Raw genomic sequence first — 23,762 nt, forward strand, 5'->3', positions numbered from 1 at the left:
ATCGGCGCGCTCAGGGGCGGGCCGTATAATCATTGATCCATTCGACCGTGCGGGTCAGGCCGCCGAACGGATAGAAATGCAGCCGCACCTTGCCATGCTGGGGGCCAAGCGCCTGACCCAGCGCGTCGACCAGCTTGTCCGGGCCGGCGGTGCCGATGAGCTTGGTGATCGAAATGCCATATTTGGCGAGCACCGACGTCGATGCACCCACGCCGCAGCGCGCGGCAAAGCGCATCAGCGTCTTGATGCCCGCCGGGCCGGGCACGCCGATCCGCACCGGCGCATCGATTCCGCGCGCGCGCAGTTCGACCAGCCATTGCAGGATTGGCGCGGCGTCGAACCCGAACTGGGTGACGATCAGCGGCGCCATGTTGCGACTGGCAATTTCGGCGCATTTGTCGATCAGCACCTCGAACGTCTGTTCGCGGCTCATATTGGGATGGCCTTCGGGATGGCCGCCAATGCCGATCGCCTTGATCCCGGCCCGCTCGAACGCGCCAGTGCGGATCAGCGCCATGCTGTCGCTATAGGGGCCGGCCGCCTCGGCCGGGTCGCCGGCGATGACGAAGCAGCGGCGCACCCCCGCTTCGCGCACGACGGCCGCCAGATAGCTCTCGAAATCATCGCCCGACTCCAGCCGGCGCGCGGAAAAATGCGGCATCGGTTCAAAGCCCAGATCGCGCACCGCCTTCGTCGCGGCAATCCGCGCCTCCAGCGACTCGCCGGGCAGGAAGGTGACGGCGACCGGCGTTTCCGCCGCCATCGCGGGCGCGGCTTCGACCAGCGCCTCCATATCCTTGGCGGTCATTTCCAGAGAATAGCCGTCGGTCATGCCCTTCGGCGGCAAATCCCAGTTCGGATGGATCGACGGCAGGCTCATGATTCTCTCCCGATAGGACTGGTTCCGGGGGCAGGCTGGCGCATCGCGTTGCGCTCTTTGTATCCCCGGCGCATTTTCCCTCTAGGCCATCCGCAAAGATTCGTATAGATGAAATATTCATGAGTGCGAAATCATCGGAGAAGGGCGCAATGACGCCGCTGGTCATCCTTCCGGGGCTGATCTGCGATTCGCGCATGTTCGGTGAGACGCTGGCGGCCATTCCCGACAGCATGGTGATCGATGGCTTTTATGGCGGCGCCGACCGGATCGAGGCGATGGCGGACTATGCCCTTGCCCAGATGCCTGAACGCTGCGCCTTGCTCGGCCACTCCATGGGCGCGCGCGTCGCGCTGGAAGTCATCCGCAAGGCGCCGGAACGGGTCGAGCGGCTGGCGCTGGTCGATACCGGCATCCATCCGGTCAAGCCCGGCGAGCAGGACGGCCGCTATCGGCTGCGCGATCTGGGCCGGGTGCAGGGCATGGCCGCGCTGGTTACGGAGTGGCTGCCGCCGATGATGGGCTTTGCCGGCCTGCGCGATGAAGCGCTGATGGACCGGCTATATGCCATGGCCGTTTCGGCGGGCATTTCGACGTTCGAAGCGCAGATCGAGGCGCTGCTCCATCGCCCGGTGGTGGATGGGCTGTTGCCGACCATCGCCTGCCCGACGCTTGTCGCTGTCGGTCGCCAGGACCAATGGTCCCCGGTCGGCCAGCATGAAGCGATTGCCGCCGCGATTCCCGATGCCCGGCTGCGGGTGGTCGAGCATGCCGGCCATATGATGCCCGCGGAATCGCCGCAGGCCTTTAACCAGATCGTCCGGGAATGGCTTGGCCAACCCGCCCCGATACATGTCCAATATCAAGTCGAAGGAGAGGTTTGAATGACCGACAAGACCCTGCAACAGCTGCTCGATGAAAAGGGCGACATCGTGGAATTCCTGCGTAACCAGCAGGTCGGCCCCAACGCCTATCCGGGCGTGCCGGGCGAATATAGCAACTGGCGTGACGAACAGCGCAGCTGGGCGGAAAGCTCGGTCCTGTTCAACCAGAGCTTCCACATGGTCGACCTGCTCGTCACCGGCCCCGGCGCGTTCGATATGCTCGCCTATCTCGCCCCCAACAGCTTCAAGGGCTTCGTGCCGAACCGCGCCAAGCAGTTCGCGCCCGTCACCCCCGAAGGCTATGTGATCGGCGACGTCATCCTCTTCTATCTGGAAGAAGAAAAGTTCGAACTGGTCGGCCGCGCACCCTCGATCGAATGGGTCGAATATTGGGCCTCGACCGGCAAGTGGGACGTGAAGGTGGAACGCGACGAACGCACCATCGCCCGCCCGCTCGACCAGCAGGGCTATCGCCGCAATTATCGCTTCCAGCTCCAGGGCCCGAACGCCATGCCGGTGCTGGAAAAGGCGATGGGCCAGACCCCGCCGGACCTGAAATTCTTCCACATGGCGCCGATCACCATCGCCGGCGTCGAAGTGCGCGCGCTGCGTCACGGCATGGCCGGCCAGCCGGGCTATGAGCTGTTCGGCCCGTGGAAGGATTATGACACCGTCCGCAACGCGCTGATCGAAGCGGGCAAGGATTATGGCCTGACCCTGTGTGGCGGCCGTACCTATTCGTCGAACACGCTGGAATCGGGCTGGATTCCTTCCCCGCTGCCCGCCACCTACACCGGCGAAGGCTCGAAGGGCTTCCGCGAATGGATCGGTGAGAACAGCTATGAAGGCAAATGCTCGCTCGGCGGCAGCTTCGTCTCCGACAAGATCGAGGATTATTACCTGAACCCGTGGGAGCTGGGCTATGGCATCATGGTCAAGTTCGACCATGAATTCGTCGGACGCGAAGCGCTGGAAAAGATCAAGGATCAGCCGCACCGCCAGAAGGTGACGCTGGCCCTGGACAATGAGGATATCGTCCGCGTCATGAGCTCGATGCTCCAGACCGGCGACAAGGCGAAGTTCCTGGAATTCCCCAGCGCCGTCTATTGCATGCACCCCTATGACGCAGTGCTGAAGGACGGCAAGACCGTCGGCCTGTCGACCTGGATCGGTTACACCATCAACGCCGGCCGCTTCCTGGCGTTGGCGATGGTCGACGCCGAGTTCGCCGCACCCGGCACCGAAGTGACGCTGCTCTGGGGTGAACCCAATGGCGGTACGTCCAAGCCGACCGTCGAACCGCACGTCCAGACCGAAATCAAGGCGATCGTATCCTCGGTCCCCTATTCGGAAGCCGCGCGCGACAATTATGCCGACGGCTGGCGCACCAAGGCCGCATAATCGGTCTACGAATACCCGAGCGGGGTTGGAGCGGGGGATGCCGAAAGGCGTCCCCCGTTTTCGTTGGCCTTCCTCCTCCCCTCCCTTTCAGGGAGGGGCCGGGGGTGGGTGCCTCCGAAGGAGGCCCACTCCGCTTATGTCTGTCCTGAATGAGGCAATCATCCGCGCCTCTTGCCCCAACCTCATATGAGGCCTATATGAACCCCAACTGAGGCAGGAGCGCATATGGCCACCCAACCCTATTCGATCGAAGCGCTGCTCGGCGTAAAGGCCGGCCTCCACGCCTCGCGCCTTGCGCTTCCGGCCTCGATCGAAAGCGGCCTGCCCGTCGCCGCGCTCGATCATCTGGCCGACACGGTTGCGCCCGGTGACGCGCGCTTCAAATTCCGCCTGATCCCCAAGGCGACACTGGAGCGCCGCCGAAAGTCTCCCTCCAAACGCCTGACCAGCGAGGAGGGCGACCGGCTCGCACGCCTTGCCAAGGTGTTCAGCTTCGCGCTCGACATCTATCAGGAGCCGGAGCGCGCCCGCGAATTTCTGAGCCGCCCGCACCCCATGCTGGACGGCAAGGCCCCGCTCGACGTGGCGCTCGCCACCAGCCCCGGCGCCGATCTGGTCATCAACCTGCTCGGTCGCGCGGCCTATGGCGGGGGCGTGTGAAGGGTGGCGTTACCGATCGGGTGCTGACCGCCTATCGCATCGGCGACCCCGACGGCGTCCACCCGATCTACGACAGCGAAGGCGCGCGCCTCTATCCCGGCCGATGGAACACGCCCGCCTGCCCGATCCTCTACACATCGGAACATTATTCGACCGCGATGCTGGAAAAGCTGGTCCATGCGGGCAGCGTGCTGCCGCCCAACCAGCATTATATCCGCATCACCATCCCCAACGGCACAAGCTACGAAATCTTCCAACCCGCCGCCCATCCCGGCTGGGACGGCAAGGATGAAAGCCTGTGCAAGGCCTTCGGCCTGCAATGGTATCGCGAACGCCGCAGCGCCATCCTGCTCGTCCCCTCCATCCCCGCGCGGGTCGAGCGCAACATCCTCATCAATCCGCAGCATCCGGACGCGGCCGGGATAAACCACGACCTGCCGGAACCGGTCTGGTGGGACGAACGGCTTTATGGGTGAGGGGGCTGAGCAATGGCTCTCGGGGGTGTTGGATGCTGGAACAAATTTAGCGTGAAGGGAGGGAGAAGCGGCCAATAGCAGGCAATTTCAGTCATCCCTTTCACCCTCTCCCGCTTTCGCGGGAGAGGCAACGGAGACTTGGCAGCTTGCTGCCTAGTCGCAGTCGGTGAGGGTCTTTCTTCTTTCTGGGCAGTAGCTTGCCGCCAGCGAGAAGAAAGACCCTCACCCAACCCTCTCCCGTGAAAAACGGGAGAGGGCTAAGGAAAGCGGACAGCCTCCTAACACCCAAAATCCGTTACCCCCTCAATCCACAGGCCCCTCCGCCGCCGTGAACAGCGCCACCGCCTGCGCCAGTCTGGCGATCGCACGCGCCTCCAGTTCCGCGCTGAAACGCGGCAGCGGGATGGCGACGGCAAAGGCGCCGATCGCGATGTCGCCTGCCATCACCGCCATGCCCAGCCCGCAAATGCCTGGCGTATATTCCTCGCGGGTGCGGCCGATCCCGGTGGCGCGCACTTCCGTCAGTTCGGCGCGCAGCCGTTCCGTGTCGGTGATGCTGCTGGGCGTGAAGGCGGGCAGGGCGGCCTGCGTGAAATAGCCGTCCAGTTCGGTGTCGGGCAGCGCGGCGAGCAAGGCCTTGCCCGCCGCCAGACAATGGATCGGGCTGCGCGTGCCGACGCTGATCGAATAGCGCAGCGACTGTTCCGCCGTCTCGGTGACGATCGCCTCCAGTTGCCAGCCGTCGCGCACGAAGAAGGAGGCCGTCTCGTTGAGCTGCAACCGCAGCGACTTGACCAGCGGCCGCACCTTGTCCGCCAGCGACAGGCCGATGCGTGGCGAGGCCAGCCGCTCCAGCGCGCCGCCGGGCAGATATCGCCGCCCGTCCCGCGCCAGATAGTCCCGCTCCACCAGCGTCGCCAGCAGATAGGACAGGCTGCTGACCGGTATCGCCAGCCCCGCCGCGATTTCCTGCGCCACCACGCCGGTCGGGCGCGCGACGACATATTCGATGATGTCGATAGTACGCATCGCCGATTTGACGGTGGACGGCGTGGAGCCATTCATGTGCGGCTTACCCCTTTAAAATGTCAGGCTGCCCCGCCTTTCGGCAAAGCGCCATTCCCCCTGTACCCGCACGAAACGGTCGTGAAAGCTGCCGACTTTAGGCGCTCCATCGCCCGTGAACAACAACATCGCGCTTTCGCCGCTGGCATGGCTTTCGTCCAGCACATCGATCACGATATTGGAACAGACATGGCGGGTGGCGCGCGCCGGGCGACTGCGGAAAGCGGTCAGGATCGCGTCCCGCCCGACAATCCAGTCATCGGGCGCGGTGGGCCGGGCCATCCGCCCATCTTCGGCATAGAGCGCGGCGACATCCTCCCAGCGCGCGGCATCGTTGAGATTGGCGTAGAGCGCCACCAGCCGGGCGCAATCCTGCTCGATCGCGCGACGTTCGTCCGCCGTCATAGCCGCGCATCCGCAATATCGGCGCCCGCGCGCAGCGACCGCAGCTTCTTCCAGGTCACGGCCGGGTCGATCTTCCCATAGCCCGCGAAAGTGCCAAATCCGCAATCGGTGCTGGCGATCACCCGGTCCTTGCCGACGATCCCGGCAAAGCGCTCGATCCGCTGGGCGATCAATTCGGGATGCTCGACATAGTTGGAGCAGGTGTCGATCAGGCCGGGCGCCAATATCTTGTCGCCGGGCAGCACGCCGCGATCGGCCGCATCGCGCCAGACCGTCCATTCATGCTCATGGCAGGGATTGGCCCCTTCGAACAGCACGGTCGCCGGGCGCGCGCGCAGGATGATGTCGATCACCCGTTCCAGCGGAATGTCATGATCGTGCGGCCCTTCATAATTGCCCCAGCAGATATGCATGCGCATCCGGTCCGCCGGGATATTGGCGGTGGCGGCGTTCAGCGCCTCGACATTGGCGGCCGCGATCTTCAGGAATTCCTCTTCGCTCGCCTCCTGATAGCCGGTGTGGCGCGACATGGCGAGGTCCGGGCAATCGAGTTGCAGGTCGAATCCCGCCGCCACGATCGTCTCATATTCCTCCCGCATCGCATCGACCAGATCGGCCAGATAGGCTTCATGGCTGGGATAATGGCGGTTCACCTGAAAGGCGGTGATCAGGCCCGGCGAAGCGGCATTCATGAAGGCCCGGCCGCTATCCTTGCCCGCCGCCAGCGCCGCCTTGAACCGGGCAATATCCTCATGCAGCGGATCGAGCGTCACCAGCTTCACCGGCCCGATGCAGGAGGCGCGGGTGAACTCCTGGCTGCCCATGATCGCCGCCAGCTTCTGTCGCAGTTCGGGCAGCGGGGCGAGGTCGGCGGCGGGCTTGCGGTCGATATGCCCGCCAAAGCCCGACAGCCGCTCGATCATATAGGTGGAATAGCCGACCTTGCCCAATTCGCCGTCGCTGACGATGTCGACCCCGGCTTCCCGCTGCTTCGCCACCGCATCGGTGACGGCGCTCTGCACCGCGGCGTCGAAGGCAACGGCGTCATAGGCTTCGCCCTTGTCCCGCGCGAGCAGCAGGGGCGTCAGAGCGTCCCCGCGCGGCAGGCTGCCGACATGGGTGGTGGCGATGGGCATGGGGTGATCCTTCTCCTGATAGCGGATCACCCTGCCATAACTTCACGGATATGGATATATCATAGATATGAAAATCTATGCTGAAGCCTTGCCCTTTTCCAGATCATAGCTGCCCAGGCCGGGCTTATAGCTCTTTTCGTCGATGAACTGGCGGATGCCTTCCTTGCGGCCTTCGCTCTTGTCATGGAAATTGGCGGCTTCCTGCATGCGGACCAGATAATCCTCCGCCTCGTCATAGGTCATGGTGCCCACGCGGCGAACAGCATCCTTGGCGAATTTCAGCGCGACCGGGTTCTTCTTCAGCAGCAGTTCGGCAACCTGCGTGGTCCGCGCCTTGAGCTGGTCCAGCGGCACGCTTTCATTGACCAGCCGCATCGCCGCCGCCGCCTTGCCATCGATCAGGTCGCCGGTCAGCGTCAGCCACATGGCGTCGCGCATGGGGAGCAGGTCGACCACCACCTTGGTCACGCCGCCGCCGGGCAATATGCCCCAGTTGATTTCGGACAGACCGAACTGCGCCTCATCCGCGCAGATGGCGAGATCGCAGGCGAAGAGCGGACCGAAGCCGCCGCCGAAACACCAGCCATTGACCATCGCGATCGTCGGCTTCTGATACCAGCGCAGGCGACGGAACCAGCCATAGCTTTCCGCCTGCGACTTGCGCACGCCGCGCAGGCCTTTGGCTTCGGTTTCTCGGAAATATTCCTTCAGGTCCATGCCTGCCGACCAGGCGCTGCCTTCGCCGCCCAGCACCAGCACGCCGACATCGTCGCGAAACTCCAGTTCGTCCAGCACTTCCATCATGCGCCGGTTGAGCGTCGGGCTCATCGCGTTGCGCTTGGCGGGGCGGGCGAAATTCACCCAGGCGATGCGGTCCTCGACATGTACGGAAACGACGTCCTGCTCTTCCATGGTCCTGCTCCTGCAATATGTATCACTAGCATACAATCTGATGCAACAGGCAGGCAAGCGCTTTTTGCAGGCTCGCCCTCCAGCCGTCCGCTTGACAATCAGGTCATAGCACGAGATGATAACGATCGTTATTAATAGATCGACATGGTCGGCGAGTGAGGTGAGATGGATGTACAAGGCAAGACGGCGCTCGTCACCGGCGGCGCATCGGGTTTAGGCGCCGCACTGGTGTCCAACTTGCTGTCCGCAGGCGCCGATATTGTGGTGCTCGATTTGCAGGCCAGCCGCATGCCAGGCGTGCGTTCGATCCTGTGCGACATCACGGATGAGGCGGCGGTGCGCGCCGCCATGGCGCAGATCGGCCCGGTTTCGATCCTGGCGAACATGGCCGGGATTGGCGGCATCGGACCCATCGCCACGCCTGCGGGGCCTGGCGATGTCGTCGCTTTCCGCCGCCTGATCGACGTCAACCTGATCGGCGCTGTCAACGTCACCGCGCATGTCGGGCATCGCATGATCGGCAATATGCCCGATGGTCCCGATGGGACACGCGGCGTGATCCTCAATGCCTGCTCGATTGCTTCCTTTGAAGGGCAGGAGGGCATGGGCGCCTATGCCGCGTCCAAGGCGGCGCTCGCCGCGCTGACGCTGATCTGGGCGCGCGACCTGTCGCGCCATGCGATCCGCTGCGTCGGCATCGCGCCGGGCTTCTTCGCGACGCCGATGACCGCGGACATGCCGCAAGCGCTGGTCGATGAACTGGTCGGCGGCATGGAATTTCCACGCCGCGCCGGCACGACTGAGGAATTTGCCGAGGCTGCCCTGTTCCTGATCCGCCAGCCCATGATCAATGGCGAAGTCCTGCGGCTCGACGGCGGCGCGCGCCCGCCAGCGCGGACGCGCTGGACCGCGGCGGCCTGAACCCCTTTCACCACAAGGCAAGACACAGCATGGCCCAAACGCTCTCCCCCGCCACCATCGCCGCCTTCGCGGCGATCGTCGGCAAGGATCATGTCTTTTTCGATGAGGCCGATCAGGCCAGCTATCAGGACAAGTTCGCCATCGACGACGCCCGCCACCATCCCGCCGGCGCGGTCGCCCCCGCGACGGTGGAAGAGATTCAGGCGATCGTCCGCATCGCGTCCGAACGGGGCGTCGCGCTCTGGCCGATCAGTCGGGGCAAGAATCTGGGCTATGGCGGGTCGGCGCCGCTAATGGCGGGATCGGTGGTGCTGGACCTCAGCCGGATGAAGAAGATCGATTATGACGAGGCGAACGGCACGGTCCTGCTGGAGCCGGGCGTCGGCTTCTACGATCTCTACGACTTCCTGAAATCCAAAGGCATGAAGCACTGGCTCTCGGTGCCCGGCAATAGCTGGGGATCGGTGGTCGGCAATGCGCTGGATCGCGGCATGGGCTATACCCCCTATGGCGAACATGCGACCCGCATCTGCGGGATAGAGGCGGTGATGGCGGACGGCATGGTCGTGCGCACCGGCATGGGCGCGCTCGATGGCGCGCCGACCTGGCAGCTTTATCGCTTCGGCTTCGGCCCCGGCTGGGACCAGATGTTCGTCCAGTCCAATTTCGGCATCGTGACGAAGATGGGCCTGTGGCTGATGCCCGCGCCGGAATCACTGATGGGCATGGATCTGGAATTCGACCGGCCGGAGGATCTGGGGCCACTCATCGACGCGATCGCGCCGCTGCGGCGCGAAGGGCTGTTGCAGCAGTCGCCCACCATCGGCAACTGGCTGCGCGCCGCCGCCGTGGTCACCACCCGCGACCAGTGGACCGACAAGCCCGGCGCGTTGCCCGATGATGTGATCGCCGCGATCCGCAAGAAATTCAACGTCGGCTGGTGGGGGGTGAGCCTGCGCCTCTACGGCCGCGAGTCCGTCAATAAGGCGGCCTATGCCATATTGGAGCAGGAACTGGGCAAGCTGAAGCCCATGTCGCTGCGCCCCACGACATGGAAGACGGGCGAGCCGCTGGAGGCGACCGGCTGGACCGGCACGCCGCTCACCATGCCGATGCAGAATGCAAACTGGCATAGCGGGCGGGGCGGCCATATCGGCTTCTCGCCGATCCTGCCGCAATCGGGCGCGGCGGCGCAGGCCCAGTTCCAGCGCACCTACGCCCGCTACAAGGAATATGGCATGGATTATCAGGCCAGCTTCGCCTTTGGCGAGCGCCACCTCATCAACGTCAACGCCGTGCTGATCAACAAGGATGATGCGGACCTGATGGGCCGGGTCGATCCCTTCCTCAAACATCTGATCGCCGACGCGAAGGCGCAGGGTTATGGCGAATATCGCACCCATCTCGACTATATGGACGCGGTCGCGGGCACCTATGATTATAACAAGGGCGCGCTGGGGCAGCTCAACCGCAAGGTGAAGGATGCGCTCGATCCCAGGGGCATCATCGCGCCGGGCAAGAGCGGCATCTGGCCCAGCAGCCGTGCGGGAGGGCAGGGCTGATGCGCCGGGGCATGATCGCGCTGGCGGGCGCCGCGCTGATATTGGCTGGGGCCGCCTGTGGCCGCGCGACCGAGACGCCGAAGGAGGCGCCAAAGGGACCACCGCCCTTGCCCGCGCCCGAAACCCTTTCGTCGCGGCCGCAAGCGGCGCCGGGCGAGAGGCTCTATCTGGAAAAATGCGCCATGTGCCATGGGCCGGGCGGCATGGGAACGGGCCTGTTGGCGCGGCGGGCCGACCAGCCCCTGCTGGAAAAGCGCACCGATCTGACAGTCGATTATGTGGTGCAGGCGGCGCGCATGGGCATCGGCAATATGCCCGCCATCCCGCGCGGAGAAGTGAGCGACGCGGACCTGCAATTGATTGCGCAGCATCTGGCCAAGGGGGCAAAGCCATGATCGACCTGTCGCGACGCGGCTTTCTGGCGAGCGCGGCGGTCGCTTCGGCAGCGCTGGTTGGCGGGCGGGCAGAGGCGGCTACGTCGCCGCTTCTGCTGCACGATGCGCAATTGGCGGCCGGCCGCCGCTTCGCCGCCCATGTGCAATATCTGGGCGGACAGGCTGTGGCGCTGGATGGCGATCGGGTGCGGCAGATGCAGGCTTTGCTCGCTTCTGCACCGGCGGCGATCTTTGCCGTGACACGGCGGAGTGACGAACTGCTGGTCGGTGAGATCGCGGCCGAGGCGGGCTATCGCGGGGTTGCGTTGGTTTGTCATGATAATGGGCGTATGACGGCTAACTGTGGGTCGGATGGCGCTGCCGTTGCCAGATTAGCGCACCTTTCCGGCGCATCATGGCCGGAATCCTTTGCCGAACTGGCGTTGGATAAGATCGGCCAGTGCACCGTTGCACCCGACAGTCGCATCATGACTGCCCTCAGTTGGGTGCTGGTTAAATAACAAACCCTATCCCCCGTTCGGGCTGAGCCTGTCGAAGCCCCGTTCTTCTTCGCAATCTCGAAAGAAAGAACGGTCCTTCGACAAGCTCAGGACGAACGGCCCTTATATACCAGTTACCGCTTGATAATCAGCGAATCCGGCCGTTTACGCGGAACCCACGCCCCGCGACCGGGGAAATTCTTCAACACCTCGCCATCCCACAGCCTTACCGTTCGCCGATGAAAGCGCCACTGGCCGTCCGCGCCCTTCACCGCATGATCGTCATACCACCCAGCGAAGCGCAGCAGATAGGGCGGCTCGCCCTCGCATTCCGTCACGAAGGCGAAGGATCGCATCGTGCAACTTCCGTCGTCCTGCGCTTCATATTGCGTCTGCGTCACATGATGCTGACGCCCCGGAAAGCCCGGCGCGTTACGATAATGGTCTGCGATGCCGCGAATCCCCTCATGCCCTTCCCAGATGTCGGGATCGTCGAACACCTCCTCCACCATGCGCGCGTCCGGCGTGAAACAGGCCACCAGCCCGTCGACATCCCCGGTATCGAGCGCCCAGCTATAGGCGGCGATCAGGTCTTGCAGCGCGATCCGGTCCTCGATCGGAAGGGAAGGCATGATAGTCACTCTCCTCATTATCTATGGCTTGACGCAATAATAACATTCGTTACGATTATCTGCAACAAGACGACAGATCATGCAAGCGAGAGGACGCATGGGGAAGATCATCATTTCAGGCGCTTCGGGTTCGTTCGGCCGGGCGGCGGCGGAATTGCTGCTGGAGAAGATCGCGCCACAGGACGCTATATTGCTGACCCGCACGCCGGCGAAGCTGGCCGATCTCGCCGCGCGCGGAGCCGACGTCCGCTTCGCCGATTTCGACGATCCCACCAGCCTGCCCGCCGCCATGGCCGGCGGAGAAAGGATGCTGCTGATCAGCACGGCGCGCGTCGGCACCCGCGTCGGCCAGCATCGAAATGCGGTGGAGGCAGCGGTTGCGGCTGGCGTGCAGCATATCGTCTATACCTCGATCATCGCTGCCGATGCGCCCAGCAATCCGGCGATCGTCAAGAACGACCATCGCGCGACCGAAGAGCTCATCGAAGCCTCCGGCGCATCCTGGACCCATTTGCGCGACAGCCAATATGCCGAAGCGATTGCTGGCCCGATGACGATCCCCGCCTTGATGTTCGGCGGCAAGCCCGACAATTGCGGGGATGGTCCCGTGGCCTTCGTCAGCCGCGACGATTGTGTCGCGACCGCCGTGGGCGTGCTGACCCAGCCGGGCCATGAGAATAAAGCCTATGTGCTGACCGGCCCCGACCTCATCACCATTCCACAAGCGATGGCCCTGGCCAGCGAACTGGCCGGCAAGCCGATCGTCGTAGAGGCGGTCGATGACGAGGCGATGTTCGCCTATTTCGATTCGCTCGGCGCGCCGCGCCATGCCTCCGACATCATCCCCGATGGCCCGATCCCCTGGTCCAGCGACGACATGGTGACATTCGGCCAGTCGATACGCGAAGGCTATTTCGCGCAGAAGACGGACTGGGTGGAAAGGATCACCGGCCGCAAGCCGAAAAGCCTGCGCGACGTGATGCTGGCCCACAAGGAAAGCTGGCCGCTGTGAAAGGGGCGTTTCTGATATTGGCCGCAGCATTGGCGCTGGCCGGTTGCACGCGCGGCGGCAGCGATGCGGGGGCAGGCGACGACTGGCCCTATACCGGCGGTGACGTGTGGGGCAGCCATCATTCGCGGCTGACCGATATCGACAAGGACAATGTGGGAAAGCTCGGCCTTGCCTGGTCCTATGATCTCAACACCAACCGCGTGCAGGAAGCGACACCGGTGGTGGTCGATGGGGTGATGTACACCAGCGGCAATCTCGGCCGCGTCTATGCGCTCGACGCGGCGACCGGCAAGCCGCTCTGGACCTTCGAGCCGGAGGTGGACATGCAGGCGAACCGGTCCGCCTGCTGCGATCAGGCCAATCGCGGCGTCGCCGTGGCCCATGGCAAGGTGATGGTCGGCGCGCTCGACGGCATGCTCTACGCGCTCGACGCGAAGACCGGCAAGACCCTGTGGAAGGTCGACACGGTGGTCGATCACAGCCGCGGCTATACCAGCACTGGTGCGCCCGAAGTGGCAGGCGATCTCGTCATCCTCGGCAATGCCGGCGCGGAATATGACACGCGCGGCTATGTCACTGCCTATCGCATCGCCGACGGCACGCAGGCCTGGCGGTTCTACACCGTGCCCCATGATCCGGCGAAGGGCCCGCAGGAGGACAAGGCGCTCGACGCTGCGCTCAAGACCTGGGACGCCAGGAGCCGCTGGGATATTGGCGGCGGCGGCACCGTGTGGGACGCGATCAACTATGATCCCAAGTTCGGCACCGTCTATATCGGCGTCGGCAATGGCGGCCCCTATTCGATCGCAACCCGCTCGCCCAAGGGCGGCACCAATCTCTATCTGTCCTCCATCGTCGCGCTGGATGCGAAGAGCGGCGCGGTGAAGTGGCATTATCAGGAAACGCCGGGCGACAGCTGGGACTTCACCGCCACCCAGCCGATGGTGCTGACGGAGATGGAAGTGGACGGCAAGGTCCGCCCGGTCATCCTCCATTCGCCCAAAAATGGCTATCTGTTCGTGCTGGACCGCGAAACCGGCAAGCCGCTGCGCGTCAATCCGCTGGTGCGGACCAACTGGACCAAGGGGTTCGACAAGAATGGCGTGCCGCAGATGACGCCGGACCGCACCGATTTCTGGAACGGCCCCCGTCTCATCTTCCCGGCCTCCGCAGGTGCGAGAAACTGGTATCCGGCCGCCTATGATGCGGAGCGCAAAAGCTATTATGCCTCCGTGCTTGATATGGGGAACCTGATGTTCACCGTGCCCCCCGGCACCCCGGCGGAAGCGCGCAGGCCCAAGGCGCTCAACGTCCAGACGACGCTGATCTTCACCCCGCAATTGCAAGCGGTGCTGCCCACCTTGCCGCCCGCGATCCGGGAACAGGTGGAAAAGCTGCCCGAAATGCAATGGGTGAAGGACAAGCCCTATAGTAGCGAGTTGCGCGCGATCGACCCGCTGACCGGCAAGGCCCGCTGGTCGGTCCCTACCGAGGGCTGGCAGGACCGGATGGGCATGCTCTCCACCGCGTCGGGCCTGATCGTCCATGGCACGATCGGCGGCAAGCTGATCGTCCGCGACGCCGATACTGGTAAGCTGATCAAGGCCATCGACACCGGCAGTGCGATCATGGCCGCGCCGATGACCTATCGCGTCAAGGGCGTGCAATATATCGCGGTCGCAGCGGGCTTTGGCGGGGGCGGGTGGAGCTATGTGCCGCGCTATTCGGCGGCCTATCGCAACGGTAACGCCAACCGCATATTGGTGTTCAGGCTGGACGGCGGCCCGGTGCCGCAGCCCACGCCCTTGCCGCCGCTGGAGCCAGCGTCCGCGCCCCCCGCGCAGAAGCCCGGCGTCACGCCCGCGATGATCGCCAGGGGTCAGGGGCTGTTCTTCCAGAATTGCGCCATCTGCCACAGCAACCAGCTCCGTTCCACCGCACCGGACCTGCGCCGGATGCAGCCGGGCACGCATGATGTCTTCAACCAGATTGTGCGCGAAGGGCTGCTGCTCCCCAACGGCATGCCGCGCTGGGACGATCTGCTGAGCGAGGGGGATGTCGATGCCATCCACGCCTGGCTGATCGCCGAGCAAGGGCCGCTCCGCGAACGGGAACGCAAGCTGAAGGCCGCCGGCAAGCCGCTCGACGCGCCCAGCGCCGCCGTCATGTCCAATTTCTAGGAACGATCATGGAAGACACTGACATCATCGTCGTGGGCGGCGGATCGGCCGGGGCCGCGATGACCGGACGGCTGGCAGAAGCGGGTCTGTCCGTCACCCTGATCGAAGCAGGCGGCACGGACCGCCATGTCCGGTCGCGCATCCCGGCATTGACCAGCGCCATCGTGCAGAATCCTGCCTATGACTGGTGCCATCAGGTCGAGCCGGACCCGTCGCTGGGCGGCCGGGCCGACATATGGCCCGCGGGCAAGATGCTCGGCGGCGGCAGCGCGCTGAATGGCATGATGTTCATTCGCGGTCATCGCTGGGATTATGATGAATGGGCGCGGATGGGCGCTGCGGGATGGGACTATGATGCGGTCCTGCCCTATTTCCGACGCATGGAAGATAATGAGCGCGGCGCCGACACATGGCGCGGCACCGGCGGCCCGATCGCCGTGTCGGAAAGCCGCGCGCGTTATCCGATCACAGACCAGTGGATTGCGGCAGCACAAGCGGCGGGCATCCCCCGATCGCTCGACCTCAACGGCGAACAGGCCGAAGGCGTCGATTATGTGCAGGTGTCGCAACGCAAAGGGGAACGTTGTTCGGCGGCGCGCGGCTACCTCCACGACCGGCGCGGCGGCAAGGCGCCGACGATCCTGCTGGGCGCGCAACTGCTGCGCATCCTGATAGAGGCCGGTCGCGCGGTCGGCATAGTCTATTGGCAGGACGGCGTCGAAAAGACGCTGCGCGCCCGCCAAGGCGTGGTCCTCAGCGCTGGATCGATGAACACGCCGCGACTGCTGATGTTGTCCGGCATCGGCCCCGCCGATCATCTGCGCACCCATGGCATCGCCATCGTGCACGACCTCCCCGGCGTCGGCGCTAATCTTCAGGATCATGTCGGCACCCATGTCGTCAACGAAGTCGATGTGTCCACGCTCAACAGCGATGCGCAGGGCCTGCGTGGCGCATGGCAAGTCCTGCGCTATGCCCTCGCCCGGCGCGGCGCGCTGACCACTGCGATCGGCCACGCGCAGGCCTTCGTTAAGAGCCGCGCCGATCTCCCAGCGCCCAATCTCCAGATCAGCTTCGCCGCCTTCGCCTTCGACTTCGACGAGCGCGGCCGCCTGATGCTGCGCAAGACCCCATCTGTCTCCACGCTGGTCGGGCTGATGCGCCCCAGCCATCGCGGCCGCATCAGCCTGCGCTCGGCCGACCCCTTCGATCCCCCAAAGATAGAGCATCGCCAGCTCGGCAGCGACGATGATATCGACCAGATTGTCGAGGGCATCGGCATCGCCCGCGCCATCCTGAACGAGACACCGATCGCGACACATATAAAGAGCGAACTGCGCCCCGGTCCGGCCCTGACCGATCCGGCACAATTGCGCGCCTATGTGCAGATGGCATCGATCCCGCTCTATCATCCGGTGGGCACCGCGAAGATGGGCCGGGCGGACGATCCCCATGCCGTGGTCGATGCCGATCTGGCAGTGATCGGCATCGAGGGCCTGTGGGTGGCCGACGCCTCCGTCATGCCGACCCTGCCCGCCGGCAACACCAATGCGACCGCCATCATGATCGGCGACAAGGGCGCCGACCATGTCCTCAAGCGCCTTGATCGCCCCCGCATAGTCCGATAGGGCCTGCCCTGCGTCCGGTTCCCCGCCAGGGGATCAAAAGGGAACGGGGTTCAAGACCCCGGCTGCCCCTGCAACTGTGAGCGGCGAGCCAGCGAGGCACAAGCCATTGGGGTATCTGTCCCGAGAAGGCGCTTCGCCCCGGCATTGACCCGCAAGCCAGGAGACCTGCCGGCCGTGGTCGTTCTTCGTCCGGACAGGGTGTGCCGGCCGAACGGGGTCATCCCTCGCGCAACGACGAGCCGACCGTGCGGCAGCGCGGCGGGGATGTCGTGCGCCCGTGCGCATGGTATCGTCGTTTCGTCTTCGCGCGGTCCTGTCACGGACCGGGGATCATGATGCGCGCGTCATTCGAATATCGATTTTTCAGCCGGAAGGCGGCCTGAGCCATGTTGCGGCCGGTCGAGGATGTGCCAGCGGTGGTGGTGTGCAACAGTTGCCGCCATTCGCCTGATGCCCGCGAAGATGCGGAGGGCGTGCGCGGCGGCGCGCGGCTGGTGGAGGCGCTGCACCGGGTAAAGGCCCAGTCGCCCCGCTATGATGGCGTCGCGGTACAGGACATGCCCTGCCTGTTCGCCTGTTCGGAGCATTGCACCGTCCATCTGCGCGCGCCGGGCAAGGTCGGCTATGTGCTGGGCCGCTTCACCCCGGATGAGGAGGCCGCGCGCGCGATCCTGGACTATGCCGCTTATTATGCCGACAGCGAGCATGGCCGCGTGCCCTTTGCCGACTGGCCACAGGGGGTGAAGGGCCATTTCATCGTCCGCACCCCGCCCCCCGGCTTCGTCGCGGCATGAGCCTGTTCCCCACCATCGCCGCGTTCGAGGCGAAGCTGGCGTCCCTGCCCGTGGTCGATCAGGCAGCGCGCGATGCCGCCGCCGCCCGGCAGGCGCAACTGACCAAGCCGGCCGGATCGCTCGGCCGTCTGGAGGATATCGCCCTCTTCATGGCCGGCTGGCAGCGGCGGGTGCGGCCCCGGATCGACCATGGTCTGGCGCTGATCTTCGCCGGCAATCATGGCGTGACCCGCCATGGCGTCAGCGCCTATCCGGCCGAAGTGACGGCACAGATGGTCGCCAATTTCGCGGCGGGCGGCGCGGCGATCAACGCGCTGGCCGGTGCGGCGGGACTGGACCTGCGCATCGTGCCGCTCGATCTTGATCGGCCGACGGCGGACTTCACCGTCGAACCGGCGATGAGCGAAGCGGATTGCCTCGCCGCCCTCAATGCCGGCGCCGATGCGGTCGATCCGATGCTGGACCTGCTGCTGCTGGGCGAAATGGGCATCGGCAATACGACAGCGGCGGCGGCTTTGTGCCTGCGCAGCTTCGGCGGCACGGCGGATGACTGGGTCGGCGCGGGCACGGGCGTTGACGCTCATGGCCAGATGGTGAAGCGTCAGGTGCTTGACCTCGCAATGGCCTGCCACGCCGACGCGCCCAGGACCGCCTTTGAAACACTGCGCTGCGTGGGCGGGCGCGAAATCGCGGCGATGGCCGGTGCCATGCTGGCGGCGCGCCATCATCATATCCCCGTGGTGCTGGACGGCTTCGTCTGCTCCGCCGCGCTGGGGGCGATGGCGGCGGGTACGCCCGACATCTGCAATCATGTCATCGCCGGTCATCGTTCCGCCGAAGCGGCGCATGGGCGCCTGCTCAAGCGACTGGTGCTGACTCCCTTGCTCGATCTCGACATGCGGCTGGGCGAGGGCAGCGGCGGCGCGGTGGCCGTGGCGGTGATCCGTTCCGCGCTGGCCATGCATGATCAGATGGCGACCTTTGCCGATGCGGGCGTGTCGGCCGGCTGATGCAGGGCATGCTGCTCCATCTGATGCGGCATGGGGCGCCGGTGGAAACGGGGCGTCTGCTGGGGCATGGCGACTGGCCATCGACCGATGCGGGCATCGCCGCCTGCCGTGCGCGTGCGTGGGCGCTGGAAGTGTCGGCGATTCATTGTTCCGACCTGTCCCGCGCTTCGCAGGCGGCAGCGGTGATCGCGCAGGATCGCGGCTTGACGCCCCGGATCGATGCGCGCTGGCGGGAACTGGATTTCGGGGCGTGGGACGGGGCTGATCCTGCGACAGTGGACGCGAACGCGCTGGCCCAATTCCACGCCGATCCGGATGCCAGCCCGCCACCCGATGGGGAACGCTGGTCGGCGCTGGTGGCGCGCGTGAGGGCCGCCATCGCCGCCTTGCCGTCGCAACCCGCTCTGGTCGTCACCCATGGCGGGGCGATGCGCGCTGCGCTGGCCAGCCTGTGCGGCTTCGACCAGCGTCAGATATGGGCGATCGACCTGCCCTATGCCGCCTGCCTCACCCTGCGCGTCTGGCCGGGCGAACCGCGCTGGGGCCAGATCGTCGGGCTGGCGACATGAAGGAGCTGGTGCTGGCGATCCAGTTTCTCACCCGCCTGCCCATGCCGCGCGTGACGGCGGACGATAGCGATTTTGCGGCGTCGATCCGCTGGTTCCCGGCAGCGGGTCTGGTCGTGGGGGCTCTGGTCTGCGGGGCAGGGTGGGTCGGTGCGCAGGTCGATCCCTGGACCGGCGCCCTGCTGGCGCTGGTCGGCTGGGTTTGGGTGACGGGGGCGCTGCATCTTGATGGCCTTGCCGATCTGGCCGATGCGTCTGGCGCGATTCATAGAGGCCCGGACAGTCTCCGCGCGGTACTGGCCGATCCGCATGTCGGCGCCATGGGTGTCGTGGCGGTGGTGGTGCAGGTGGCGGCCAAACTGGTGCTGCTCCATGGCCTGCTGGAACAGCGCGCATGGACGGCCTTGATCCTCATCCCCTTTGCCGCGCGGATCGGGCCTCTGGTCTGGAGCCGCTGGCTACCGCCGCTGCATGACGGGCTCGGCGCGCGCTTCCGGCATGCGGTGCGACCGGTCGACCTGCTTTGCTGGGCGGTCCTGCTGCTGGCGGCGGGCTGGCTTGTCCCGGCTCTGCTGCTCGCGCCCTTGCTGATCCTTCTTTGGATGAAGCGACTTCGCACTTTGCTAGGCGGCATCTCCGGCGACGGCCATGGTGCAGGCATCGAACTGGTGGAAAGCGGCCTGTTGCTGGCGGCTCTCATCATGGGGCGGCTATGACCAGCCCATGGACCTATCATGGCGGCCGCCTGGATGCGGCGCGTCTTCATTATGGCAGCGAAGCGGACTGGATCGACCTGTCGACCGGGATCAATCCCAACCCCTGGCCGGTAGAACGCGCCGGTCCGATCGACTGGGCGAGCCTGCCCGACGAAGCGGCGCGGGTCGATCTGGAGGCCAGCGCCGGCCGCTATTTCGGGGTGGATGCGGCCCACATCTGCGCGCTGCCGGGCACGGAAATCGGCCTGCGCATGCTCGCCGACATGCTGCCCGGCGCGGCGCGCTATGCCACGCCCTGCTATCGCACCCATGGCGATATCTATCCGGCCGGGCGGCCCGTCTCCCTTGACGAAAGCCCCGGCGGGCCGGGCGAGATATTGCTGCTCGCCAATCCCAATAACCCCGACGGTCGCCTGCTGACGCCGGCGCAACTGGAAACGATGCTGGCCCATGTGGAGGCCGCGAACGGCTGGCTGGTGATCGATGAAGCCTTTGTCGATGTCCATCCGGGCTTCAGTCTGGCGAGTCGGATAGGGGAGGGAAGGCGGCTGCTGATTTTTCGCTCCTTCGGCAAATTTTTTGGCCTTGCCGGGGTGCGGCTGGGTTTCCTGCTGGGGCCGTCGGCAGTCGTCGCGCGCTTTCGCGCCCGGCTGGGTAGCTGGCCTGTATCCGCGGCCGCGCTGGCGATCGGGCGGGCCGCTTATGCCGATACGGCGTGGATCGACGCGACCCGGACGAAAGTAGATGCGCAGGCGGCGACGCTGGATGCGCTGTTGCGGCGCCATGGTCTGGATCCGATCGGCGCCTGCCCGCTGTTCCGGCTGGTTGCCTGCGCCGACGCGGCTGCGCTGTTCGATCGGCTGGCGCGCGCGGCGATCCTGACTCGCCCCTTTGCCGACCAGCCGCACTGGCTGCGCTTTGGCCTGCCGAAGGATGCGACAGCAATGGATCGGCTCGACCGGGCACTGTCCAATGGCTGAACCGGTCGCTCTGCTGGCCATGGCGCTGGAAGCGCCGATCGGCTGGCCCGATGCGGTGCAGCGCCGGATCGGCCATCCGGTCGGCCTGTTCGCCGCGATCATCGACGGGTGCGAGCGACGCTGGAACCGGCCGGAACGGTCGGATGCCGCGCGGCGGGCGAGCGGTGTCGCCTGCGTGCTGATCCTGCTGGCCGTGACGATCGGCGGCGGACTGCTGCTGGAATGGATGGCACATCTGCTGCTGGGCCGCTGGGGCTGGATCATGGTCGCGCTGCTGGCGATGCCCGGCATGGCGGCGGGCAGTCTGCATCGCCACGTCCGCGCCGTCGCCATTCCCCTGCGCGCGGGCGATCTCGATCGGGCGCGCACGGCGGTCGGCATGATCGTCGGCCGCGATACCGCCCAACTGGATACCGCCGGCGTGGCGCGCGCGGCGATCGAAAGTCTGGCCGAAAGCTTCTGCGATGGCGTGGCGGCGCCGCTCTTCTGGCTGCTGATCGGCGGTCTGCCGGGCCTATGGGCCTATAAGGCGATCAACACCGCCGACAGCCTGATCGGGCATAAGGAAGCCCGCTGGCGGGCCTTTGGCTGGGCGGCGGCGCGGCTGGACGATGGGCTGAACCTCATCCCGGCGCGGCTGGCGGGGCTGCTGCTCTGTCTGGCGGCCGGGCGGGGCTGGCGCATCATGCTGCGCGATGCGCATCGCCACGCTTCCCCCAATGCGGGCTGGCCGGAAGCGGCGATGGCGGGCGCGCTCGATCTGTCGCTGGCCGGGCCGATCGCCTATGACGGCGTGCGCCATGACAAGGACTGGATCGGATCGGGTCGCCGGGATCTGGACGGGCAGGATATCGACGGGGCGCTGCGCCTCTACCGGCGGGCCTGCCTGCTGTTGGCGGCGCTGGCGGGAGGAGTGGCTTGGGCGTGGAGATGAATCATCTGTTCGTGCTGGGCGGTGCGCGGTCGGGCAAGAGCCGCCATGCGCAGATGCGCGCGGAGGCGATGCCCGGCGACCTCATCTATGTCGCGACCGCGCAGGCGCTGGACGCCGAAATGGTCGACCGTATCGATCGCCACCGCGCCGATCGCGGCCCGCGCTGGCGGACCATCGACGCGCCGTTCGATCTTGCGGAAGTTGTGGCGGGGCAAGCCCGGCCCGGCCACACCCTGCTGATCGATTGCCTGACGCTCTGGGCGTCCAACCTGCTGCTGGCGGAGCGCGACATGGACGCTGCGCTCGCCGCCCTCATCGATGCGCTCGACCATGCAAAAGGGCCGGTCATTCTGGTCGCCAATGAAGTGGGGCTGGGCATCGTCCCCGACAATGCGCTGGCCCGCCGCTTCCGCGACATGGCTGGCACCATCAACCAGGCGGTCGCCGCCCATTGCCCCGAAGTGATCTTCGTCGCGGCCGGCCTGCCGCTACACCTGAAATAAGCGCCTCTCCACTCTCCCTCTTGGCAACAACAGTAACGATTGTTACTATGAGTCGAGATAAGAGAGGATCGAAAGGCCATGCCTGCCTACCCCCAGACCATCCATTTCATCGGCCTGAACACGCCCGTTGGCGTCGAATGGTCGGCGCGCAATCTGGACGTGATCGGCGAAATTCCGCCTGAAATCGACGGCGCCTTCTTCCGCGCCGTGCCAGATCCCGCCCATGCGCCGATGTTCGCCGACGATATCGTCCTGTCGGGCGACGGCATGGTCGCGAAATTCGCGATTCAGGATGGCAAGGTCGACTATGCCATCCGCTATGTCGAAACCGAACGCTACGCGCTGGAGAAGGACGCCCGTCGCGCCCTGTTCGGCCGTTATCGCAACCCCTTCACCGACGACCCCGCCGTCGCCGGCCGCGACCGCACCGTCGCGAATACGACGCCGGTCTGGCATGGCGGCCGCCTGTTCATGACCAAGGAGGACGGGCTTGGCTATGAAGTCGATCCCGACACGCTGGAGACGATCGGCCGCTGGGATTATCATGGCGCCTTCACCTCCCAGACCTTCACCGCCCATCCGCGCGTCGATCCGGACACGGGGGAGATGTTCTTCTTCGGCTATGAGGCGGACGGCCTCTGCTCCACCAGGATCGCCTATGCCATCGCCGATCGCGACGGCCATCTGATGTCGGAACAATGGTTCGATCAGCCCTATTGCTCGACCATCCATGATTTCGCGATCACGCAAAATTACGCGATCTTCCCGATCTTCCCCACCACCGCCGACCTTGATCGCTTGAAAGCGGGCGGCGAACATTGGGCGCATCAGCAGGAACTGGAAAGCTGGGTCGGCATCATGCCCCGCTATGGCAAGGTGGAGGAGATGCGCTGGTTCAAAGGCCGCCCCGGCATTTCCGCCTTCCACCTGCTCAACGCCTTCGAGGAGGATGGCCGCATCCATCTCGACCTCTGCCTGTCGGACACCAATGCCTTTGGCTTCATGCGCGAGGCCGGGGGCATCCGGCGCGACCAGCGCGACATTCAGGGCGGCCTCACCCGCTGGACCTTCGACATGGAAAAGCCGGGCGATGGCTATGAGGAGCGGGTCGTCGGTCCGCCGGGCGACATGCCCCGCCTGCGCGACGCGGATCAGGGGCGCCCCTATCGATCGGCCTGGTATCTGTCGATGAATCCGCAGGGCGGTCCGCCCCTGCTCGGCGGTCCGGTCGGCTTTGCCTTCAACGCCCTGTTGCAGATCGAGCCGGGCAATGGCCGGATCGACATGATGGGGCTGGAACCCGGCATGGCGATCAGCGAACCGGTGCATGTGCCCTCGACCCGGCCCGATCATGAAGGCTGGCTGCTGATGGTGGTCGACCGCCAGACCGGCGACACGGATTTCCGGTCCGAGCTCTGGATCGTGGACGCCAATACCATCGCCGCCGGCCCCATCGCCCGCGTGCCCATGCCCCTGCCGATGCGGGCGCAGGTCCATGGCGCCTGGGTATCGGCGGCGCAGCTTGCCACCGCAAAAAGTCGCCAACCGGCTTGACATAATAGTAACGATCGTTATTGATTGCAGGAGAGGGAAGGCGATGCGTCCTCCCCTCCAACAAGGACTGCAAAGCAGAA

At 65.5% G+C, this 23,762-nt stretch carries 25 protein-coding genes and 1 riboswitch; of the genes, 19 read left to right on the forward strand and 6 right to left on the reverse strand.

Features of this window, described 5'->3' with window-relative positions; translation table 11 throughout:
* Nucleotides 1-10: 10 nt before the first annotated feature.
* Entirely contained in the window at nt 11-880 is an 870-nt protein-coding gene (locus BMX92_RS14040) for a methylenetetrahydrofolate reductase (RefSeq protein WP_093017502.1), read from the reverse strand.
* Nucleotides 881-999: 119 nt separating this feature from the next.
* Here BMX92_RS14040 and BMX92_RS14045 point away from each other — a divergent pair, with 119 nt between their 5' ends.
* From BMX92_RS14045 to BMX92_RS14060, 4 genes are all read left to right on the forward strand, one after another.
* On the forward strand, nt 1,000-1,761 hold the full coding sequence (locus tag BMX92_RS14045; RefSeq protein WP_093017504.1) for an alpha/beta fold hydrolase: 762 nt from the start codon (nt 1,000-1,002) through the stop codon (nt 1,759-1,761).
* The gene (locus tag BMX92_RS14050) at nt 1,762-3,162 is read left to right on the forward strand and encodes a syringate O-demethylase (protein ID WP_093017506.1); all 1,401 of its coding nucleotides are present in this window, start codon (nt 1,762-1,764) and stop codon (nt 3,160-3,162) included.
* 225 nt (nt 3,163-3,387) lie between these two features.
* Nucleotides 3,388-3,822, forward strand: coding sequence for an antitoxin Xre/MbcA/ParS toxin-binding domain-containing protein (locus tag BMX92_RS14055; RefSeq protein ID WP_093017508.1), 435 nt, complete (start codon nt 3,388-3,390; stop codon nt 3,820-3,822).
* On the forward strand, nt 3,819-4,298 hold the full coding sequence (locus BMX92_RS14060; protein WP_177185049.1) for an RES family NAD+ phosphorylase: 480 nt from the start codon (nt 3,819-3,821) through the stop codon (nt 4,296-4,298). Before BMX92_RS14055 ends, BMX92_RS14060 begins: the two co-directional genes overlap by 4 nt.
* A 303-nt stretch (nt 4,299-4,601) precedes the next feature.
* On the opposite strand, the gene BMX92_RS14065 is transcribed toward BMX92_RS14060, so the two are convergent.
* The 4 genes from BMX92_RS14065 to BMX92_RS14080 all read right to left on the reverse strand — a co-directional run bounded on the left by BMX92_RS14065 (nt 4,602) and on the right by BMX92_RS14080 (nt 7,816).
* Entirely contained in the window at nt 4,602-5,363 is a 762-nt protein-coding gene (locus tag BMX92_RS14065) for an IclR family transcriptional regulator (RefSeq protein ID WP_093017510.1), read from the reverse strand.
* Nucleotides 5,364-5,378: 15 nt separating this feature from the next.
* Entirely contained in the window at nt 5,379-5,768 is a 390-nt protein-coding gene (locus tag BMX92_RS14070; RefSeq protein ID WP_177185050.1) for a nuclear transport factor 2 family protein, read from the reverse strand.
* Nucleotides 5,765-6,904, reverse strand: a complete 1,140-nt coding sequence (locus BMX92_RS14075; protein ID WP_093017590.1) for a cobalamin-independent methionine synthase II family protein — start codon at nt 6,902-6,904, stop codon at nt 5,765-5,767. Before BMX92_RS14075 ends, BMX92_RS14070 begins: the two co-directional genes overlap by 4 nt.
* A 75-nt stretch (nt 6,905-6,979) precedes the next feature.
* The gene (locus BMX92_RS14080; protein WP_093017512.1) at nt 6,980-7,816 is read right to left on the reverse strand and encodes a p-hydroxycinnamoyl CoA hydratase/lyase; all 837 of its coding nucleotides are present in this window, start codon (nt 7,814-7,816) and stop codon (nt 6,980-6,982) included.
* A 165-nt stretch (nt 7,817-7,981) separates the two neighbouring features.
* Between BMX92_RS14080 and BMX92_RS14085 the strand changes: the two genes are divergently transcribed.
* The 4 genes from BMX92_RS14085 to BMX92_RS14100 are packed head-to-tail and all read left to right on the forward strand — an operon-like array spanning nt 7,982 to nt 11,194.
* On the forward strand, nt 7,982-8,737 hold the full coding sequence (locus BMX92_RS14085; protein ID WP_093017514.1) for an SDR family NAD(P)-dependent oxidoreductase: 756 nt from the start codon (nt 7,982-7,984) through the stop codon (nt 8,735-8,737).
* Between the two features lie 29 nt (nt 8,738-8,766).
* Nucleotides 8,767-10,299, forward strand: coding sequence for an FAD-binding oxidoreductase (locus tag BMX92_RS14090; RefSeq protein WP_093017516.1), 1,533 nt, complete (start codon nt 8,767-8,769; stop codon nt 10,297-10,299).
* Nucleotides 10,299-10,694 carry a c-type cytochrome gene (locus tag BMX92_RS14095; protein ID WP_256213434.1) on the forward strand — a complete coding sequence of 132 codons (396 nt, stop codon included), beginning with the start codon at nt 10,299-10,301 and terminating at the stop codon, nt 10,692-10,694. The genes BMX92_RS14090 and BMX92_RS14095 overlap by 1 nt, the downstream gene beginning before the upstream one ends.
* Nucleotides 10,691-11,194 (forward strand): hypothetical protein, encoded by a 504-nt coding sequence (locus BMX92_RS14100; protein WP_093017520.1) that lies wholly within the window; start codon nt 10,691-10,693, stop codon nt 11,192-11,194. Before BMX92_RS14095 ends, BMX92_RS14100 begins: the two co-directional genes overlap by 4 nt.
* Before the next feature lie 113 nt (nt 11,195-11,307).
* Here BMX92_RS14100 and BMX92_RS14105 read toward each other — a convergent pair whose 3' ends face one another.
* Nucleotides 11,308-11,805, reverse strand: a complete 498-nt coding sequence (locus tag BMX92_RS14105) for a nuclear transport factor 2 family protein (RefSeq protein ID WP_093017522.1) — start codon at nt 11,803-11,805, stop codon at nt 11,308-11,310.
* 97 nt (nt 11,806-11,902) lie between these two features.
* Here BMX92_RS14105 and BMX92_RS14110 point away from each other — a divergent pair, with 97 nt between their 5' ends.
* The 11 genes from BMX92_RS14110 to BMX92_RS14165 all read left to right on the forward strand — a co-directional run bounded on the left by BMX92_RS14110 (nt 11,903) and on the right by BMX92_RS14165 (nt 23,682).
* The gene (locus BMX92_RS14110; protein ID WP_093017524.1) at nt 11,903-12,817 is read left to right on the forward strand and encodes an NAD(P)H-binding protein; all 915 of its coding nucleotides are present in this window, start codon (nt 11,903-11,905) and stop codon (nt 12,815-12,817) included.
* A complete protein-coding gene (locus BMX92_RS14115; protein WP_093017526.1) occupies nt 12,814-14,997 on the forward strand; it encodes a PQQ-dependent dehydrogenase, methanol/ethanol family in 2,184 nt (727 codons plus the stop codon). Before BMX92_RS14110 ends, BMX92_RS14115 begins: the two co-directional genes overlap by 4 nt.
* Before the next feature lie 8 nt (nt 14,998-15,005).
* Nucleotides 15,006-16,625, forward strand: coding sequence for a GMC family oxidoreductase (locus BMX92_RS14120; protein WP_093017528.1), 1,620 nt, complete (start codon nt 15,006-15,008; stop codon nt 16,623-16,625).
* Nucleotides 16,624-16,813, forward strand: a riboswitch (cobalamin riboswitch). (Overlaps the previous gene by 2 nt.)
* Before the next feature lie 198 nt (nt 16,814-17,011).
* Nucleotides 17,012-17,419: a DUF1636 domain-containing protein gene (locus tag BMX92_RS14130; RefSeq protein ID WP_093017532.1), complete on the forward strand. Its 408-nt coding sequence runs from the start codon at nt 17,012-17,014 to the stop codon at nt 17,417-17,419.
* On the forward strand, nt 17,416-18,429 hold the full coding sequence (gene cobT / locus BMX92_RS14135; protein WP_093017534.1) for a nicotinate-nucleotide--dimethylbenzimidazole phosphoribosyltransferase: 1,014 nt from the start codon (nt 17,416-17,418) through the stop codon (nt 18,427-18,429). The genes BMX92_RS14130 and cobT overlap by 4 nt, the downstream gene beginning before the upstream one ends.
* Nucleotides 18,429-18,998, forward strand: coding sequence for a histidine phosphatase family protein (locus BMX92_RS14140; RefSeq protein ID WP_093017536.1), 570 nt, complete (start codon nt 18,429-18,431; stop codon nt 18,996-18,998). The genes cobT and BMX92_RS14140 overlap by 1 nt, the downstream gene beginning before the upstream one ends.
* Nucleotides 18,995-19,711: an adenosylcobinamide-GDP ribazoletransferase gene (locus BMX92_RS14145; protein WP_093017538.1), complete on the forward strand. Its 717-nt coding sequence runs from the start codon at nt 18,995-18,997 to the stop codon at nt 19,709-19,711. The genes BMX92_RS14140 and BMX92_RS14145 overlap by 4 nt, the downstream gene beginning before the upstream one ends.
* Entirely contained in the window at nt 19,708-20,691 is a 984-nt protein-coding gene (locus BMX92_RS14150; RefSeq protein ID WP_093017540.1) for a threonine-phosphate decarboxylase, read from the forward strand. The genes BMX92_RS14145 and BMX92_RS14150 overlap by 4 nt, the downstream gene beginning before the upstream one ends.
* Nucleotides 20,684-21,625, forward strand: coding sequence for an adenosylcobinamide-phosphate synthase CbiB (gene cbiB / locus BMX92_RS14155; RefSeq protein WP_093017542.1), 942 nt, complete (start codon nt 20,684-20,686; stop codon nt 21,623-21,625). The genes BMX92_RS14150 and cbiB overlap by 8 nt, the downstream gene beginning before the upstream one ends.
* The gene (gene cobU, locus BMX92_RS14160; RefSeq protein ID WP_093017544.1) at nt 21,622-22,128 is read left to right on the forward strand and encodes a bifunctional adenosylcobinamide kinase/adenosylcobinamide-phosphate guanylyltransferase; all 507 of its coding nucleotides are present in this window, start codon (nt 21,622-21,624) and stop codon (nt 22,126-22,128) included. Before cbiB ends, cobU begins: the two co-directional genes overlap by 4 nt.
* 78 nt (nt 22,129-22,206) lie before the next feature.
* Nucleotides 22,207-23,682 (forward strand): carotenoid oxygenase family protein, encoded by a 1,476-nt coding sequence (locus BMX92_RS14165; protein ID WP_093017546.1) that lies wholly within the window; start codon nt 22,207-22,209, stop codon nt 23,680-23,682.
* Nucleotides 23,683-23,762 lie beyond the last annotated feature (80 nt).

This window comes from Sphingobium sp. YR768, from assembly GCF_900111125.1.
GTDB lineage: Bacteria > Pseudomonadota > Alphaproteobacteria > Sphingomonadales > Sphingomonadaceae > Sphingobium.